The organism is Leisingera thetidis (assembly GCF_025857195.1).
Classification (GTDB): Bacteria; Pseudomonadota; Alphaproteobacteria; order Rhodobacterales; family Rhodobacteraceae; genus Leisingera; species Leisingera thetidis.
This window is the reverse complement of the sequence record NZ_CP109787.1, coordinates 1,446,822-1,464,291: the sequence shown is the minus strand read 5'-3', so window position 1 is coordinate 1,464,291 and position 17,470 is coordinate 1,446,822. Positions and strand designations below refer to the sequence as shown.

Below are 17,470 nucleotides of genomic sequence, written 5' to 3'. Positions count from 1 at the left end.
GGTCAGTCCAGCCGGAAGAAGACAGCTTTGAGATAGCCGCTTTCGGCCAGCTGCGGCAGCTGCGGATGGTCGGGGCCTGCGTAGCCGGTGTGGATCAGGGTGCTGCGGCGGCCCGCCTTGCCGATGCCGCGCGCCGAGGCGTTGCGGAACCTGGCCAGGTCGGCCGCATGCGAGCAGGAGCACAGGCCGAGATAGCCGCCCGGTTTCACCAGCGGCGCCGCCAGTTTGGCCACCCGCTCATAGGCGCGCAGGCCCGCCTCCAGCGCCTGTTTCGAGGGCGCAAAGGCGGGCGGGTCGCAGATCACCGCGTCAAAGCTCTCGCCCGCTTCGCCGAGGGCCGTCAGCACCTCGAAGGCGTCGCCCTGGCGGGCGGTGAACTTGTCCTGATGGCCGCTGGCGGCGGCGCCCTGCGCGGCCAGCTCCAGCGCCGCGGCGGAGCCGTCGATGCAGGTTGCGTGCCCGGCCCCGCCCGCCAGCATCGCCAGGCCGAAGCCGCCGGCGTGGGAGAACACGTCCAGCACCCTGGCGCCGGGTGCGGTGAGGCGGGCGGCAAAGGCATGGTTTTCGCGCTGGTCATAGAACAGGCCGGTTTTCTGGCCGCCGGTGAGGTCGGCCATGTAGGTCGCACCGTTCATCATCACCGGCACCGGCGCGGCGGGGGCCGCGCCCAGCAGGGTCTGGTTCCGGTCGTCCAGCCCTTCCAGCGCGCGGGTGCGGCCGGCGGCGTTTTTCAGGATCACTTCGGCGCCGGTCACTTCGGCCAGCGCCGCGGTGAGCGCCTCCAGATGGGTTTCGGCCCAGGCGGCATTGGGCTGCACCACGCAGGCGGCGCCGAAGCGGTCGATCACCACGCCGGGCAGACCGTCGGATTCGGCATGCACCAGCCGGTAGAAGGGCGCATCATAAAGCTGCGCGCGCATTTCCTGCGCCCGCGACAGGCGGGCGGCGAACCAGGCCTGATCGATCACCGCCTCCGGGTCGCGGTCGAGCATGCGGGCGATGATCTTGCTTTCGGGGTTCACCGAGACCAGCCCCAGCGGGCGCTGCGCCTCGTCCTCGAGCACCGCCAGGGTGCCGGGCGCCAGCTTGCGGGTGCGGCGGTCGGTCACCAGTTCATTGGCGTAGACCCAGGGAAACCCGTGCCGGATGGCGCGGGCGTTCGACTTGGGCTTCATTTTCACGCGGGGGCGCTGGAGCGCATCTGAGGAGGCTGTCATGCCTCCTCATATCGCTGTCGCCCGGGCAAGGGAAGAGGCGCTGCGGCCCCCTGCCCCGGCAGATTACTGCAGCATCTGCAGCAGGCCGAGCCGGGGGGTGCGGTAGCTGCCGGGCCGGGTCAGCTCCTGGCGGATCACATTGGCGAGATGGCCGGTGATGCGCACCTTCTGGGTCTGGCCGCGGGCCATGGCTTCCAGCGCACGGGCGCCGCCGAAGGCCTTGAGGTCGGCCTCTACGGTCCGCTCTGGGCGCAGCAGCGCGCCGGTGGCCGGATCGGTCAGCCGCATCCGGAAGGTGATGGCGTGGATGCCGCCGGTGGTATAGCGGGCTTTCTGGGTCAGCGCGTGGAAGCGCAGCACCTCGACATGCAGATGGGCACCGATCGGACCGTCCAGCCCGGCGCTGCCTGCGGTCATGGCGTGCTGAACAATGGCCTGCACCTGGGCATAGCGGTCGCCCAGCGGGTCCTCGCGCCAGACGATGTCCCCCTTGGGCAGGTAGCTGTTGGTCTCCGAAACGGTCAGGCTGCGCGGCACCTCCACGGTCACGCCGCTGATCCGCAAGGCCGGCACCGGGTCGGCCTGCGGCAGCGGCTCATAGCCTTCGGGCACGCGCACCGCGGCATCGGGGGCCGGCTCGAACGGCAGGTTGCGCGACGGCATGTCGACCGAGGCGCAGGCCGAGGCCATCAGCCCGAGGGAGACAAGTGCGAGGCTGCGGATGATCTTCATGGCTCTGCTCCTTACCGTATTGTGCTGCCGCCGGGCGGGGTCCGGCTGGCGGGGTCAAGGGCAGGATGCGCGCCAAACAGGGCGGAATTGGGACAATTTATCGAAAAATTAACGAATGTTGATGGCCGGGTAACATTTGCCCCGGCCAGGCCCGCTGCTGCACCGCCGCAGGGGTCAGCGCGGGCGCGAGCGCCAGCCGCCGCGGCGGCGCGGGGCGGCGCCGGCTTGCAGCCCGTCGCGCAGCACCGCGGTCATCGGATGGTCCGGATTGGCGTTGCCGTAGATCTCCAGCAGGGTGCGGATGTCTTCCCGGCTGTCGCGGGCCGCGTCCATGCCCAGCGCCCAGTCAAAGAAGATGCTGCGGCATTGCGCATCCGAAATGCCGTCGATCCGGTAGGATTCGTAGATCAGACCGCGCGGGTCCTGTTCAGTGCTGCCCTTCATCCGCCCCCTCCGTTGCCAAGGCTTCCGCTATGATCGCGGCGCAGCGGGTGTAGCGGGCCTGCAGCTCCTGCTCCAGCGTCTCCAGCCGGGCAAATCCGGTGGTGCGGCAGAGGAACTGCGCCCCGCCCTCGCCAACCGTTTCGGCCGCGGAGGCCTTGCCGGACAGCAGCTGCGCTGCGCATTGCACCGACCAGAATAGCCGGTAACCGGCCGCCAGGTATTCTGCATCCGCGTCATTCAGCCATCCGGCAGCGACAGCACCGCCCAGTCCCGTGGCCACATCGCGGGCCACGGTGTCCGAAGTGAGCGCTCCCGCCTGCGACAGGAGTTCGATGTCCATCATCCGCCCGGCGCCGTTCTTGGCGTCCCAGACGCCCGCGGGCACCTTGGCCGCGGCAAGCCGCGTGCGCATCTGCGCCACTTCGCGCAGCACCTTGTCCTGCTGCCGCGGCTCCGACAGGAAACCGGTGCGGAAATCCTCGATTTCCGCCGCCAGGCCGGCATCCCCGGCAACCACGCGGGCGCGCGTCAGCGCCAGATGCTCCCAGACCCAGGCCTCGTTCTGCTGGTAGAGGGTGAACCCCGCCAGGCTGACCGCCACCGGCCCCTGGGTGCCGGAGGGGCGCAGGCGCATGTCGACCTCATAGAGGCGGCCCTGCGCCATCGGTGCCGACAGCGCGGTGACAAACGCCTGGGTCAGGCGGGCGTAATAGGGGCGCGTGGCCAGCGGCCGTTTCCCTTCGGACATCTCGGCATCGCCCGGATCGTAGATCACGATCATGTCGAGATCGGATTGCGAATGGATCTGCCCTGCCCCCAGCGAGCCCATCGCCAGAACCGCGGCGCCGCGGCCCGGAGGGGGGCCGTGCTTGCGGGCGAACTGGGCCACCACCTCCGGGGCGATCCCGGCAATCACCACCTCGGCCAGCTCGGCATATTGGGCGCCGGCCTGCTGGCCGTCGATCAGCCCGCGCAGGTGATGCACGCCGATGCGGAAATGCCATTCCTTGCACCAGCGGCGGGTGCCATCCAGCCGGGCCTCGTAGTCGCTTTCCTGCGACAGCCGGTTTTGCAGTTCCGCCCGCAGCCTGTCCGCTCCCGGCCAGGGGTCGAAGAAGGAGCCGCCGATCACCGCATCGAACACCCCGGAATTGCGCGACAGGAAACTGGCAAGCTCGCGCGAGGTGCCGGCAATGTCGACCAGCAGATCGATCAGCTGCGGATTTGCGCCGAACAGCGAGAACAGCTGCACCCCCGCCGGAAGCCCGGCCAGGAAACCGTCCAGCGCCACCAGGGTTTCGGCCGGTTTGGCGGTCTTGGCGACGCGCGCCAGAAGCTCCGGCTTCAGCCGTTCGAAAATCCGCGCGCCGCGGGAGGAGCGCAGCGCCGGATAGGTCGGCCAGCGGGCGATGACGGCACCGTCCAGCTCGGCGCTCGCGGCCGGCAGCGCCGCAGGCGCCGCAGCGGCGCCGGGGGAAAAGAAGCCCTCGGTCAGCGCATGGACCTCTTCCAGCCGCCCCCTGATGCCCGTCAGCAGGTCCTCCGGGTTCCGGTCCATCAGGCAGGCGATCCGGGCGATGCCGTCCGCGGACTTCGGCATCTGGTGGGTCTGTGCGTCATGCACCATCTGGATGCGGTGCTCGACCTCGCGGTGGGCGCGGTAGTGGGCGGTGAGGGTTGCTGCCGTGTCCGGCGGCACCCAGCCCTTGGCGGCCAGCGCGGCCAGCCCCTCGACGGTGCCGCGCAGGCGCAGGGTTTCATCGCGCCCGCCCGCGATCAGCTGCCGGGTCTGGGTGAAGAACTCGATCTCGCGGATGCCGCCGCGGCCCAGCTTCATGTCGTGGCCCGGCACATGCAGCGCGCCGCCGGTGCCCTTGTTCTCGCGGATGCGCAGGCGGATGTCATGGGCGTCCTGGATGGCGGCGAAATCCAGATGCCGCCGCCAGACGAAGGGGCGCAGGGTGTTCAGGAACCGCTCCCCCGCGGCAATGTCGCCCGCGCAGGGGCGCGCCTTGATGTAGGCGGCGCGCTCCCAGGTGCGGCCCAGGCTTTCGTAGTAGCGCTCGGCCGCTTCCATGGCGAGGCAGACCGGGGTGACCGCCGGGTCGGGCCGCAGCCGCAGGTCGGTGCGGAACACGTAGCCGTCGCCGGTGCGGTCGCTGAGGGCGGCGCACATGTTCTTGGTCGCGCGCACCATGCCCTGGCGCGCGTCATAGAAATCATCCGGGTCGAACCGGGTTTCGTCGAACAGGCAGATCAGGTCGATGTCGGAGCTGTAGTTCAGCTCATGCGCGCCCATCTTGCCCATTGCCAGGATGGTGAGCCCGCCCGCGGTCTCCACGTCGTCTTCGGTCAGGCCGGGCAGTTTTTTGCGCCGGATCAGGGCGGCGATTTCCGCCTTGATGGCCACATCCGCGCACAGCGCGCCGAAATCCGTCAGCGCCCCGGTCACCTGCTCCAGGCTCCAGCCGCCGGACAGGTCGCAGAGCGCCGTCAGCAGCGCCAGCCGCCGCTTGGCCTGGCGCAGGCCGGGCTTCAGGCGGCTGCCCTCCAGCGCCCGGCAGTCCGCAAATACGCCGTGCAGCGCGGCTGAGGGATCGTGCAGCGCTTGCGGCAGCCAGCCGGCCTCGCGCGCCGTCAGTTCCTTGAGGTACGGGCTGGAGCCGCAGGCGCCCGCAACCAGCGCGGCCGGATCGCCGGACAGCTCCGGCACCAGGCTGCGCGCCTCGGCGCCGAGCTCGGGGTCGAAGGGACGGGGTATGCGGGAGATTGTCAGGCCGGTGCTCATGCTACCGACACTGTTCCGCCTGCCTGAGCGCGTCAATGGCCGAATGCCGCGTGGATTGACCTGAAGTCAGGAAAACCCGCCTGTCTATTGCTCTGCATTCAACTTACTGTTTGCGGTACGGTTATGCTCCCGTTCCAGGGCCATTTCGAAGTAAAGAGTATGTTGTTGACAGGGGACGCCCGGGCCAGGCTGCTTTTCCGGCAGCACCGCCGGGCATGATACGGCTGCCGCTGCAGCGTCCCCAGCCCGGCCAGGGGGCCGGAGCATGACCGCGCTTCCCTTCTCCTCCCCCCTGCGCGTTTCACGGTTCGGGCGGCGGAGTTCCCGGCCCTGCAATGCGAAGCGTCCCGCCCCGCTGTTAGGAGACACTTCATATTGCAGTAACCGGAAGAGGCCGGAAGACCCCGGAAGAACCCGGATAGGGTCATACAAAAAAGGGCTTTCAGGCAGGCTTGAACCTGGAATGAGGCCCGGAGTGTTTGTCCTTCAATACCTGGCAAAATGGCTGATATGGTGCTTGAAGGCAAATCTGGGACACTTCCCGTTGCAAACTCCCCCCCCCTGAAAGGCCCGTAAAACAGGGTTTTAACGCGAATGCGGCGGCAAGAAGTCTGCTGAAATCGCGTTCCCGAACTTGGAACTAGCCCTAAAACTTGCGGACATTTCCAAGAACGAGATTACCGATGGAAAAACATGCCCTTAGGAATAACAACGGAAGAAATCGGGAGGGGCGAACTTGGAACCGATTTGTCATCCGAACAGGCCTGAGCTTTGCGCACAAGTCAAACTGCGGCGTGAAAAATCAAATATCCTCAAAATCGTCGTCAGTGTCTGGCGCTGGATTGAAGTTTTCGAAGTTCTGCTGCCTGTATAGGTGAATGTTGATCCTGGCTGCCGCCGCTTTCTTGGGGTGCCCAATCAAAGAAGCATCTTTCGGATCAAACGCTTCGCTTTGAGCGGTCGAGGCTATTAGGTACGTTCCCCAGATATCTACGCCGTGGGGGTAACTTGGGCTCGCAAGCGCTTGTGTTGCAGCCTGGCGGTAGCCTCCATCATCCCGCCTATAGCGGAAAAACTCCCAACCATTCGCATAAGGAAGATCTATGCGTGGTGGGATTTCAGCTTTGATAGGAAGACTTTCCCCCGGAGGGCGGCTGCTTGCCCAATCGCCGTAGATCAGCCTCGCCTGGTTGTTGTTGGAAACCAAGTTCTGAAAGGCAAGCCGTTCCAGCAATGGAGCAGTTCCCCCGTCTTCGAATTGAGTAAAACTGTTCGGGAAACTACTTCCATTAACGCAGACGGGAATGCCGTCACCTCGGTTAGCAACTACCCTTTTTACAATTCTGTCAGCCCATTCAATACGGCTTAGAAGATCCTTACTCCACTCCAGATCGATCACAAAGCCAAAGTTCGAATGATCGGTCTGACAAACCAAGTCTACAATTTCTGACCAGTCACGGCCGTTTCCGCCTCCGTGATTCAGCCGAATAAGAAAGGGTCTGTCCATCTCAGTGAACGCTTGGATCTGTTGCCCAACGCTTTCAAGCGTAGAATTGTGCATTTGAATACAGGGGGAAGCATTCGGGTAACCTTCCAGAAATTCGATCCAGTTTTGCACCGCATTCTCTTCATCCACCAGCGCCAAGAACTCCTCTTGCGCTTCGCGCTTCACTTCCTCAACTTCATAAAATGGATCAATGTCCAAAAAATACTTTCGGTTGGCACCAAATACCGCCTCAATTTTGTCAACGGCCTGAGAAAGGAACTTGCATGTTGCCCATGGCTTCAAGCAAAAAATTGGGCAGAGGGATTCCTTAGTGGCTTCTGGAAGCTCAGATACCGCTTGAAGTTCAGATTGCCTCAAAAAAATTGTGGGAATATACTTTGCTTCAAATAGATCTATAGCCAATCAACTAAGCCCCAGTCTGATCTTCATCGCAGCTTCCGAAACTTCGAATCTTGCTGCCATTACCTTCACCACTTCGCTTGTAACGCTGCCGCCAAGTTCCCGCAAGAGTTGACGCACTAGGTGCTGAGGTAGGATCAGATCTGCGGCCAAGCGGTTAGCCTCGGCCTCGCGAGCGTCTGAAAGTGTCGAACGGTATAGTATCGTGTCTTCTAAGCCATCACCGATATACTCTCTATGAAGCAAGTAGTGGCCAACCTCATGAGCGACCGTAAACCTCTGCCTAACTTTAGGTTCGTGACGATTGATACGAATTCGAAATCCTGACACGCTGGTAGCAGAAGGTTGAATTTGACCTGAAATTCTAGGCTTCAACGTAGCCGATTTGACCTCGAGACCAAGAGCACGAGCTATACCTGCCACTTTAACAGGTACGTGTTGCAAGAACGGTAAAATAACGGCCCTCTCAGGTTCCGAAATCCTCTCCCACTCACGCCCCATTCTCTTCTCCGTTCTCATCAAACTCCGTGTCGACAGCTTCAATGCCATGATACTTAAAGATGTCTCGGACTTCCTTTCTTACCGCCAAGTCCAACTCACCTCCGCTCAGGAGGGAGTTTTTCACCACTTCTTGAGCTGATGCGGCGGCGATAGAGCTAATCGACTTCCAACCAACGATGGCCAAGACCGCAACTACAAAACCCAACGCCGCTAGAATCACCGTTACTCCGGTCAACATCAGCGAGATCATATCGATGTAACTTACTGTGACCGAATGGGTATCTAGGTGCGGCGAAACAGCTTTACCAACGATGGTGAGAGGCACCATGTGCTTAGCAACGCTCCACAATGCTCCGCCCAAAAAGACCCCAACAGCCACCGAAAGAAAGAGCTTCATGAATCACCAAACTTATACTTTGGGTTGAACGTCGCACTATTGTAGCAGGAGCGCAAGCTTTTCGGAACATTAAGAGAACACAAGGATAAAAACGCTCACATTTCATAGTCGTGCCACATACTTCTCGTTGTGCGATTGAACAGGGCTCAGGAGAAAGGCAAGAGTTCATAGGCCGATGGCTCGAACCTTGGTTCCACATTCACATCACAAGCACGCTTATGTTCTCTCCGGCGCCGACTCGAGAACGGTGCTACAAGGGCCAATATGTGAACACTGTTCAGGGCACCAAAGGCGCGCCTATACTGGAAGTTTGGCAAGAAAAGACATACTTCTGGGATCATGACTGATGCCAGAAAATTTAACGATGAAATAGTCGAACCGACACTTGCCGAGTTTGGTGCAGATTTTTCCTGCCTACGGCGAGCCTTCTTGGCTGTGGCTGTAGTTGATGCTCTTGCGGCGCAAATCTATGCACAGGCTGTAGAGAACCGCATGAATCCATTCGACCTGCTGGGATGGCACCAATCTGGTGATCCGTCAGCCCCAAATGACAGCGTTTTCAGGCACCGCATTGCTGAGAATTGCACCGGCTTCGGGATTATCCTCGACGTAGCAAAGGCTAACAAGCATGCGGTTCTGACGCGTGGAACACCCATAGTAAAACGATCAGATCAGATCGTATCACAATCCAAGGGTTTTGGCCTTGGACGGTTCGGAGAAGGCAGATTTGGCGGAGTTGACCAGATAATTGTTAAGTTTGGTGGCGGCGAAGAAATTTACCTAGAACATCAGCTTCTTGAAGCGCACAGCACGCTATTGAATCTAGTTGATCTGCTAGAACAACGCTTGGCCTAACCCCACGCACCTTCAGGCCTAAGATCTGAAGTGGACTACGAGCGGTTTACAGCGCGCGCAGCATTCACGCCAGGAGACCTCTGCAACCAATAGCATGTTCACCCAGGCACCGCCTCACAGCGGCACCATAAGCGCCCTTATGTTCACTTTGGCGGCCCGAGTGACCGCCAAAGAAAAAGACGGGTTATGCGACCTGCCTTAGTTCGCGCAGCAAAGACGCGGAACCAGGCGAAAGATAGCGAGCTGCCAAACTCCGATTTACACTGGCCTCACACATCATCCGAAATACTCTGTACTCTCGCCCGTCATCTTCGCAAGTGTAGCGTGCCGCCTCTCTTCTAACCTTGTAACCGAACCGCCTGAGCAGAGCCCCCAGTCCTGGAGGCGACAGCGATATCAGTTCAGATGCTTCAAGACGGAAGCTCGCCAAGCACAGGCCCGCAACGACCAGCTTAGTTTCGACAGAACGTTGGCTTGCATCGGCGCGGGTTTCATCCATGACAAAGCGCGTGCATTCCCATGTTTCGCTCGTTCCCGGATAATCGCTAAGTAGGGTCCCAGGGATGCCAGGGATCTTACCGTCCTCTGCATCCTTCAACATGTAGGACCACTGCCCATCACTGCCGCCGCAGGACACAGCGCGTGCGCCGGCAATCACCCTTCCGCACCGCGTAACGATGGAATAAACCGCACCAACCCGGTCGTACTGGTCCTTTTCATAGGTCCCATCATGGGCCAAACCCCAACCAAGTTCGTCTACCAGCTTCAGCTTACGGAGGGCAAGGAACCCTTTGTATTCCGCCTCAAATGCGGAGCGTTGTTCGAAAGAAAAGACATGTAGTTGCATGGCGCTCTCCAAGTTGAAGCGCCATGATCAAAGAGCCTGATTTGAATGGAATCCTTGGCCTTTAGATGAGCCCGAATTTTATCACTAATGATACTAGTTGCGCGGTGGAGGTAGCATCGACAGCCTGCATCGCTCCTCTTCGGCGCTGCCTTACAGTTTCCAACTTCACTCCGAGCCGTACCGCAATTTCTTGATCTTTGAACCCAGCACACATCAGGCGAAGCACATCTTGGGCTTGCGGTGTGATCGAATAATGGCGCGTCTGCTCGTGATGTAAGCAGTGAACGGTGTAGAGAGCCGCTTTCCCGCCTGGCTGTCCGCAGGCGAGAGCGTCATCACCGCCAAGGCCACCCGGCGCTACCGGCCGCTGCTGCAGGCGATGAATGACGGCGTGGAAATCCCCGGCTTTGCGGGCGGGTTCCTCCCTGCCAGCGCCACCGGCGCCTCTTTGGCCGCTGCCCAGGGCGGTCAAGGAACATCCCATGTAACGCTGCGCATTCTGCCTTCACCGATGTTCGAGGCGGTGGTGGACGAACGCGCCACCGAGATCGGGGTGGATCTGATCCAGGACTATGACCGAGGTCCGGCACGATCCACCGTCAAAGACACGCTGGAAGATCCATACAAGGTTTAATCATGGCACTGGCTTGGCCCCTCCCTCTCGACAAATTCTTCGATGATCTGCCTATCGCCCGGTTCACGGCACGGCCTGGCGACGCAAGCACCCTTTCCGAAACCTACGGCGGCGAGGTGATCAAGCACCGGCACGGCAGCCGCCTCTGGGCTGGCCGCATTGTCCTGGACAAGGACTACCACCACGTCCTTGCCGCCATAGAGGCGCGGCTTGCTCTGCTGGAAGAACCCGGCGCATCGTTTCTCCTCACGGATCCCCGGCAACCAGATCCAATTGCCGATCCCGGAAAGGTCATTCTTGGTGGCGCATCCCCGGTTATCGAAAGCCTGACTGCGAACAACCGCGAACTGAAGCTGTCCGGCCTGCCTGCAGGATATGTGGTCAGCCGCGGCGACCTGCTGGGCTTCACCTATGGGGACAACCCTGCCCGCTACGCCTATCACCGGGTTGCAACAGGCAAGACCGCAGACGGCTCCGGAGTAACCGGAAACATCGAAGTGACGCCGTTCATCCGCCCCGGCGCCGAAACCGGCGCGGCTGTCACGCTGGGAAATCCGGTTCTGAAGGCCGTCCTCACCACCTCCCAGTACGGCGAAGGCCGCTCGAAGGTCAGCGACGGCCTTTCCTTCAATTGGCAGCAGACACTGAGGTAACGATGGCTTACTCAGCAGAGGCACAACAGCAGTTCGAAGAACGCCGCGGCACTGCCGCCCACGTCCTGTTGTGGTTTCAGGCCAGGAACCGAACCACCGGTGCCCCGGAAACATTGGGGTTCTGGACCGGTGACGATCATCAGGAGTTCCTGATCGATGGCGGGATCCGCACATACTTTGGTGCGGGCAGCGTGATTGATGTTCCCCCCATCATTGCCGCACCCGGCTTTCAGGTGCGGCAATACCGGGTCAAGCTGCCGCCCATGCTGGATGAAGTGAAGCAGCTCCTGCAGCAGTATGAACCCCGCCACGCCGAAGTGCAGATCCATTCCGCCGTCTTTGACATCGACACCGGCAACCTGATGCCCCCTGTTAAACGCAAGTTCAAGGGCGTGTTGAACGAGGCGCCGGAAGAGCTGGGGGCCAAGGGCCAGCCCAGTTTCACCCAGCTTGTCCTGGTTTCCCCCGCGCGGAAGCTGACACAGGGTCTGCCCCTGAAACGCTCCAACGCCGAACTCAAGCGCCGCAACGCGAACGATCGGGGCCGCGAGTACAGCGACGTCGCCGGGGAATGGCCCGTGCCGTGGGGGACCTGATGCAGAGCCGGGCAGAACTCCTCCTCGACTATCTGAACGCCATCCGCGCCAGAAAACGCCTGCTGCGGCCGTCGCATTTCGACTGCGCTCATTTCGCGGCCGGATGGGTGAAGGCATGCACCGGCGTTGACCTGGCCAGCGCCTGGCGGGGCCAATACCGCAGCTTTGAAGAAGGCCGGGCAAAGCTGCAGGACGCCGGCTTTCCTGACCTGGCAGACCTTGCCGCTGCCCGCTTGCAGGAAATCAAAGGCTGGACCTGTTCGGCGCCGGGCGACATCGCCGCGATCCGTGAGGAAGGCCATACCGCGCTGGGGATCATCGGCGGGCCGCAAATCCATGTTCTGGGCCTCAAAGAGCTGGACTATGTCCGGCTGGACCGGGCGGAAAGGGTGTTCCGGCCATGAAAATGCTCGCCTATGCCTTTCTGTTCTTGCTGGCGCTGAGCCAGCCTGCCGCCGCCGACCCTGTAACGGCCACTATCGCCGCGCTTGGCACCGCTTTTAAAGCAGCTATTGCGTCCATCACCATCAAGTCGCTGACAACTTTCGCCCTTAGGACGCTGATATCCACCGGCGTCTCGCTGCTGATGAAAAAGTTCAAGCAGCGCAAACAACGCCGTCCGGGCATTCAAACTTCAGCAACGACGTCTGGCGGAACCGACCCGCAAGGCTCAGTGGTTGGCCGCTACGCCACGGCAGGCCACCTTGTCTACCAGAACAGCCACGGCGAGAACCGCGTTTACCTCACGCATGTGATTGAGCTGGGCGACATTCCCGGAGCAAACCTGCGCCGCCTGATCATCGATGGTGAATATTCGGATATTGGCACCGAGTGGGATCCGAACGTTGGCTACCAGATCCTGAGCAAGGCAACTGAAGAGTGGGGCTATGGCTGGATCCGGTTTTTCGACGGCAGCCAGCTGGCCGCAGATCCCCGCATGGTGGAACTCTACGGAGATGACCCTGACCGGCCGTGGACTGCAAACCACATTCTTACCGGTCTCAACTATGCTGTGCTGACCTTCCACCGCAGCGACAAGATGTACCCGAATGGCCGGCCGCAAGTCCGGTTCGAGCTGGACGGGCCGGGTTTCTATGATCCACGCCAGGACAGCACCGCCGGGGGTGCCGGGCTGCAGCGCTGGGATGATCAGTCCACCTGGCAGCCAACCGAAAACCTGATGGTCATCGCCTATACCGTCATGCGCGGCATCACCCTGCCCTGCGGCAGTGTCTGGGGCGGCGGCTTTCCGGCGGAGGATCTTCCCTACGCCGAATGGGCGGCGGCATTGGATGCCTGCGACCTGGGGGTGGGCGGCAATAGTCGGCCGCAATTCCGCGGCGGCATGGAAGTCCGGTTTGAAGAACCTCCGGCTGATTTCCTTGAGGAAGTCTTTGCCTCCGCAAATGCCGAGATTGTCGAACTGGGCGGCTATTGGTATCCGCTGGTGGGATCTGCCGACGCCTATGCGGCCGATCTGACCGAAGACGATCTGCTGGTGTCTGAAGGCTGGAAGCAGGACCCGTTCCCCGGCCTTGAAAAGGCCTACAATGCCGTCACGATAACCCACCCGTCTCCAAATGCACTTTGGAACCCTTCTGCCCCGATTACGCTGACCAAACCGGACTGGGAGGCGGAAGACGGCGGGGAGCGGGTCTTCGACCTGAAGCTGCCGATGGTGTTCAACGCCCAGCAAGCGCGGCAGCTCGGCAACGCGCTGCTGAAGGAAAACCGCCGCTTCAGGTCGCACCGTCTGCCGCTCCCGCCAGAGTATTCAAGCTTGCGCCCCTTGCAAAAGCTCCGCTTCACCTCTGAATGGTACGGCTACATCAGCAAGGGGTTCACCATCACTGAGATGGCGTTTGACCTGCTGAAGCTCAATGTTTCGGTGAGCCTGCGGGAGTGGGACCACAGTGACTTCGATCCGGATCCGGCTCTTGAAATCCCGGACGCAACGCAGGTCACCACGCCCATCGTGACACAGGACGCCGGCGTGCCTGGCTTCGGGGTGTCTGGCATCGAGATAAAGGATGCCGGCGGTGTGGTGCGCGGGGTCGGCGTCCGCACGGTCTGGAACCCCTCTCTGGCGTCCACCGCCGACGGCATTTCCTTCCAGGCGCGTGTGAAGGACGGCGATGATGACAGGTTCAGTGCCAGTGCTGCGGATCTGGAGCTGGGTTCCTTCCGCCTCGAACCCATGCAAAGTGAAACCGAATACGAGGTGCGTGCCCGGGCACTCTCCCGCTCCCGCGATACGGTCTGGACCGCTTGGCTGCCCGTCACCACCCCTGAATTCCTGCTCCGGCCCGACATGCTGGCCAGCGAGATCACCGACAGCATTGACGCGGCTCAAAACGCCGCCGATGCAGCCGCCGATGAGGCGGCCGCAGCGCAGGCCGGAGCGGCGGCCGCCCAGGCTCAGATCGACGCGGTGCGGGAACAGCTGATCCCGGCCGATTTCAGCCAGGACGGCACCTACTGGACCAGTGAGGAAGACGGCGCACCCGGTGCTCACCTCCTCGATGCCCGCTGGACCTTTGCCGATGACCCAGGCGAGGGCAGGATTGCCCGGATCGCGGATCTGCAAACCGCCCAGGAGGATCGTCTCTACAGCCGCGGGGTGTTCGCTCCGCGGGTGGGCCGGACCTACCGGGTGACCGCACGGGTGCGGGTTGCGGGGGCGGTTTCCGCAGGCACGAACTTCAACATCACCCGGCGCAGCCTAGACGCGGGCTATGCCAAGATCGACAATGCCGGAAGCCAGTTCACTGCGACCGATACCTGGGCGGATTATTCCGAGGAATGGCTCTGCACTGCGGGAAATGTTTCGGCGTTCTGGCGGGCGGGGATTTACCGCCGGAGTTCCGCAGTCGGCACCGGCAGCTTTGAGGTCGCCTATGTGCGGATCGAGGACGCAACCGGGGAGAGCCGGCTGTCCGGCGAAATTGAAACCATCCGCACTTTGGATACCAGCGGGCTGACCGGCAGCGCTCTGGCAGGGTTGATTACTCAGCTGGATGTGGATGCGGGCGGCAACTCTGCCACCATCACCGATCACGCCACTGCAGTTGCGGACATGGACGGGTTCGCGGCCGCCCATGCGGGTGTGACGGTTGAGACCAGCGGCGGCAAGATTGCCGGTTTCAAGGCCACCAGCTGGCAGAACCCGGACGGCACTGGCGGCGGCACCCTGGAATTGCTGGGCGATGTAGTGGCCGAGGGCAGCATGGCTGCCAGCAAGTTCGTGTCCGGCTTCGGGCGCAACCTGCTGGAAAACCCGGACCTGTCGCATGGTGAAACCGCGATTGCCAAAACCTCCAGCAGCACAATCGGCAGCGGTGCCGATTTCATCGTGCGCGGGGATGGAAGTTACAGCGATGCCTATAACAGGACCATCCGCCTGCGCACCTATGCGGCGGCCACCACCAGCGGGTATATCGGGGCGGAGTTCCGGCCGCCGGATGGCAACGCGGGCGCTCTGGCGCCGGGCTACCTTGTGGAGCCGGGCCGGTTTTATGAGTTCTCCGCCCAGCTGGCGGTGCGGCGGGTGCGGGTTGCCATGCGGCTTTACTGGCTGGACAGCAGCGGTAACGGCATTTCGAATGATGATGTCCTGGACAACAACTGGGGAATGTCTCTGGAGGGGGACGGCACTGACATTGGCAGCTGGGTCCGTTATGGTGGCATCGGCCAGGCTCCGGCGGGTGCCAAGTATGTGCGGCCGGAAATCCGCATTATCGGCACGGATGCGGACGGCGGCAGCCAGAATTGCGACGTGCATATCCTGCGGCCGATGCTGGCGGTGGCGGAAAGCGCCGATGTCCCTCTGTCGGAATACGCCCCTGGCGGAACCACCCTGATGGATGGCGGCCGGGTTGTGACGGACAGCCTGTTTGCGGAAGCCATCAATACGGCTTCCTTTGCCGCGGCCGGGCTTGCCGTTTTTGGCAACGCGCTGAAATCCAGCAATTTCAACGGCACCATCGACGGCAGCGGCGATATTACCGACGAGGGAAGCGCAGGCTGGGCGATCAGCAAAGGCGGCACCATGGTGCTGAACAACCTGGTGGCCCGCGAGTGGGTCAGGGTGGGGGCTGTATCGGATGGCGGGGACTATTCCAGGTCTTCCACCATCGGCCTGGATGGTGGAGACGTGCTGACCACACTTCCGCTCGGAGCCTTCAATCTGGGGCAGTTCTGGCAGATTGCCTGCCAGGTAAAGTTCCGCAGCCGCAGCGTGTCCAGTGTCTACAATGACGGGGGCAAGGGCGATCCCTTCCATGCCGTCACCTGGACACGAACACAGGTTAAGCTGGAGTGGCGCACGAAAAACGGCAGCTGGTCTTCCTGGTCAGATCTGCATGACTTTGGCACCACCGGCAACAACAACAGCTGGACCACAGCGAACGTGGTCATCCCGAAGCATGGCGACTACGACGACGTTGAGCTGCGCTTAAAAATCTACACCAACACCGACAGTTATCCTTCAAGCGATGAAGGTAACAGCACCTGGAACAATGTGGATGACACCTCTCTTGTAGCAAGGGCACTGGTAAGATGAGCTTTCCCTATTTGGAACTGGACCCCAGCGGCGTTTACGTCACCGGCGCAGGGCATGCACCCCGGCTGTCTGAGCGCATGATTGAAGTCCCGGCCGGAATGGAGCCGTCCCGGTTCATGACTTCATACATCCAGGATGGGGTCCTCGTTCCCCGCCCGGTGCCGCCGTCGCCGGTGCCGGTAGATGGCGGCTGGGAAATTACCGGCTGTCCGGTTGGCACCCAGGTGATGGTGTTTGATGTGATCGGGGGTGAGCTTCTGGATCAATTCACGGCGGCGGCTGGCAATCAGGATTATGCCTTCAGCTTTCCCGACCCCGGCACATACCGGGTGGAGGTGGATGCGCCGCTTCCCTTCACGGATACGAAAACGGTTATCGAGGTGCCGGAATGAAGCAGCTGGGACGGTCACAGGCCAGCCTGGAGGCGCCTTTGCGCCGGGCAAAGGAAATGGCTCGGCAAGAAGTGATCGGGATCACGGAGGCAACGCGCCGCAGGTATCTCACTCCAATCACCGGGCAGGAACTGACCTACGACGAGAAAAAGCATCAGGCTATCGCCTTTCTCGCGGCTGACCCGGAACCGTCCGAACCGGGGGAGGATTTCACCTTCATTTTCGGGGAGGTCGGGATCACTGCAGACACTCCCTATGAAGTGGCCCAGGTGGTCGTCAACATGGCGCACACCTACAAGACATCCTTGGGTCCGATGATCGAGCGGCTGCGGCTTCTGGCCGGGAAACGGATCAGTGAGGCGGCCACCGTTCTCGAAGTGGAGCAAGCGCTGGCCGAGTTCGCAGAAGATATTGGGGAAATCTGATGCGCTACAGTTGCCACCCGCTTGCTGAACTGCGTCACCGCTTCCGGGAACTGGCCGCGATTGCCGGCGGCCGGGATCGGGTGGAATACCGGGGCTTCCTGCGCCGCATGGCCAATGCCGGGCTGCATATCTGGATTGCCGAGGAAAAGGGCTGGATCACCGGTTCGCTCGGTTTCACACCTGAACCGGGGCGCATCGGTTTTGGCATTGATCCGCAGCTGGCAGCGGCGGTGAACGAGGCCGGTGGAGACATGAATGCGGTCCAGGTGCGAACCCTGATCTATGTCGCCCCGCAAAACCGGGGCCGGGGCATTGCCAGCTCACTGGAGGACCGCGCAGATGCCCAGGCCGTGGAAAAAGGTTTTTGCCACGTCCTGGCGTATGGCTTTGACACCCCGGAAATCAGCACGTGGCTGGCCCGCCACGGAAACGGGATAGAACTGGGTTTGCAAGCCCCCAACGGCCTCCCTTGCAGGCTTATCCCCATACGAAATCAATCAATCCGGTAAGGAGACTGCAAAA

The 17,470-nt window shown here is 61.7% G+C and carries 18 protein-coding genes; 9 read left to right on the top strand and 9 right to left on the bottom strand.

From position 1 onward, the window contains the following. Positions 1-2: 2 nt before the first annotated feature. The 7 genes from OKQ63_RS07010 to OKQ63_RS06985 all read right to left on the bottom strand — a co-directional run bounded on the left by OKQ63_RS07010 (position 3) and on the right by OKQ63_RS06985 (position 7,985). Positions 3-1,217 carry an RSP_2647 family RNA methyltransferase gene (locus OKQ63_RS07010; RefSeq protein WP_264213229.1) on the bottom strand — a complete coding sequence of 405 codons (1,215 nt, stop codon included), beginning with the start codon at positions 1,215-1,217 and terminating at the stop codon, positions 3-5. A gap of 63 nt (positions 1,218-1,280) precedes the next feature. Further along, positions 1,281-1,949 carry a DUF6778 family protein gene (locus OKQ63_RS07005; RefSeq protein WP_264213228.1) on the bottom strand — a complete coding sequence of 223 codons (669 nt, stop codon included), beginning with the start codon at positions 1,947-1,949 and terminating at the stop codon, positions 1,281-1,283. 174 nt (positions 1,950-2,123) lie between these two features. Further along, entirely contained in the window at positions 2,124-2,393 is a 270-nt protein-coding gene (locus OKQ63_RS07000; protein WP_264213227.1) for a hypothetical protein, read from the bottom strand. Beyond that, entirely contained in the window at positions 2,377-5,181 is a 2,805-nt protein-coding gene (locus tag OKQ63_RS06995) for a [protein-PII] uridylyltransferase family protein (RefSeq protein ID WP_264213226.1), read from the bottom strand. The genes OKQ63_RS07000 and OKQ63_RS06995 overlap by 17 nt, the downstream gene beginning before the upstream one ends. A gap of 802 nt (positions 5,182-5,983) precedes the next feature. After that, entirely contained in the window at positions 5,984-7,090 is a 1,107-nt protein-coding gene (locus OKQ63_RS06990) for a beta family protein (protein ID WP_264213225.1), read from the bottom strand. Next, positions 7,091-7,588, bottom strand: coding sequence for an ImmA/IrrE family metallo-endopeptidase (locus OKQ63_RS26090; protein ID WP_350356299.1), 498 nt, complete (start codon positions 7,586-7,588; stop codon positions 7,091-7,093). It lies immediately after the preceding gene. Beyond that, complete coding sequence (locus OKQ63_RS06985) at positions 7,578-7,985, bottom strand: hypothetical protein (protein WP_264213224.1); 408 nt, start codon at positions 7,983-7,985, stop codon at positions 7,578-7,580. Before OKQ63_RS06985 ends, OKQ63_RS26090 begins: the two co-directional genes overlap by 11 nt. A 339-nt stretch (positions 7,986-8,324) precedes the next feature. Here OKQ63_RS06985 and OKQ63_RS06980 point away from each other — a divergent pair, with 339 nt between their 5' ends. Next, positions 8,325-8,840 carry a hypothetical protein gene (locus tag OKQ63_RS06980; protein WP_264213223.1) on the top strand — a complete coding sequence of 172 codons (516 nt, stop codon included), beginning with the start codon at positions 8,325-8,327 and terminating at the stop codon, positions 8,838-8,840. Positions 8,841-9,024: 184 nt separating this feature from the next. Here OKQ63_RS06980 and OKQ63_RS06975 read toward each other — a convergent pair whose 3' ends face one another. Both OKQ63_RS06975 and OKQ63_RS06970 read right to left on the bottom strand, forming a co-directional pair. After that, positions 9,025-9,687 carry an acyl-homoserine-lactone synthase gene (locus OKQ63_RS06975; RefSeq protein ID WP_264213222.1) on the bottom strand — a complete coding sequence of 221 codons (663 nt, stop codon included), beginning with the start codon at positions 9,685-9,687 and terminating at the stop codon, positions 9,025-9,027. Between the two features lie 61 nt (positions 9,688-9,748). After that, the gene (locus OKQ63_RS06970; RefSeq protein WP_264213894.1) at positions 9,749-9,901 is read right to left on the bottom strand and encodes a helix-turn-helix transcriptional regulator; all 153 of its coding nucleotides are present in this window, start codon (positions 9,899-9,901) and stop codon (positions 9,749-9,751) included. 66 nt (positions 9,902-9,967) lie between these two features. Here OKQ63_RS06970 and OKQ63_RS06965 point away from each other — a divergent pair, with 66 nt between their 5' ends. From OKQ63_RS06965 to OKQ63_RS06930, 8 genes are all read left to right on the top strand, one after another. Then, complete coding sequence (locus OKQ63_RS06965) at positions 9,968-10,321, top strand: hypothetical protein (RefSeq protein WP_264213221.1); 354 nt, start codon at positions 9,968-9,970, stop codon at positions 10,319-10,321. Positions 10,322-10,323: 2 nt separating this feature from the next. Further along, a complete protein-coding gene (locus OKQ63_RS06960; protein WP_264213220.1) occupies positions 10,324-10,974 on the top strand; it encodes a hypothetical protein in 651 nt (216 codons plus the stop codon). 2 nt (positions 10,975-10,976) lie between these two features. Further along, complete coding sequence (locus OKQ63_RS06955; RefSeq protein ID WP_264213219.1) at positions 10,977-11,570, top strand: hypothetical protein; 594 nt, start codon at positions 10,977-10,979, stop codon at positions 11,568-11,570. Beyond that, positions 11,570-11,974 carry a DUF6950 family protein gene (locus OKQ63_RS06950; protein ID WP_264213218.1) on the top strand — a complete coding sequence of 135 codons (405 nt, stop codon included), beginning with the start codon at positions 11,570-11,572 and terminating at the stop codon, positions 11,972-11,974. The genes OKQ63_RS06955 and OKQ63_RS06950 overlap by 1 nt, the downstream gene beginning before the upstream one ends. Beyond that, on the top strand, positions 11,971-16,131 hold the full coding sequence (locus OKQ63_RS06945) for a phage tail protein (RefSeq protein ID WP_264213217.1): 4,161 nt from the start codon (positions 11,971-11,973) through the stop codon (positions 16,129-16,131). Before OKQ63_RS06950 ends, OKQ63_RS06945 begins: the two co-directional genes overlap by 4 nt. An 11-nt stretch (positions 16,132-16,142) precedes the next feature. Then, positions 16,143-16,523 carry a hypothetical protein gene (locus OKQ63_RS06940; protein WP_264213216.1) on the top strand — a complete coding sequence of 127 codons (381 nt, stop codon included), beginning with the start codon at positions 16,143-16,145 and terminating at the stop codon, positions 16,521-16,523. Between the two features lie 56 nt (positions 16,524-16,579). After that, positions 16,580-16,948, top strand: a complete 369-nt coding sequence (locus tag OKQ63_RS06935) for a hypothetical protein (protein WP_264213215.1) — start codon at positions 16,580-16,582, stop codon at positions 16,946-16,948. Between the two features lie 107 nt (positions 16,949-17,055). Beyond that, on the top strand, positions 17,056-17,457 hold the full coding sequence (locus OKQ63_RS06930; RefSeq protein ID WP_264213214.1) for a GNAT family N-acetyltransferase: 402 nt from the start codon (positions 17,056-17,058) through the stop codon (positions 17,455-17,457). Positions 17,458-17,470 lie beyond the last annotated feature (13 nt).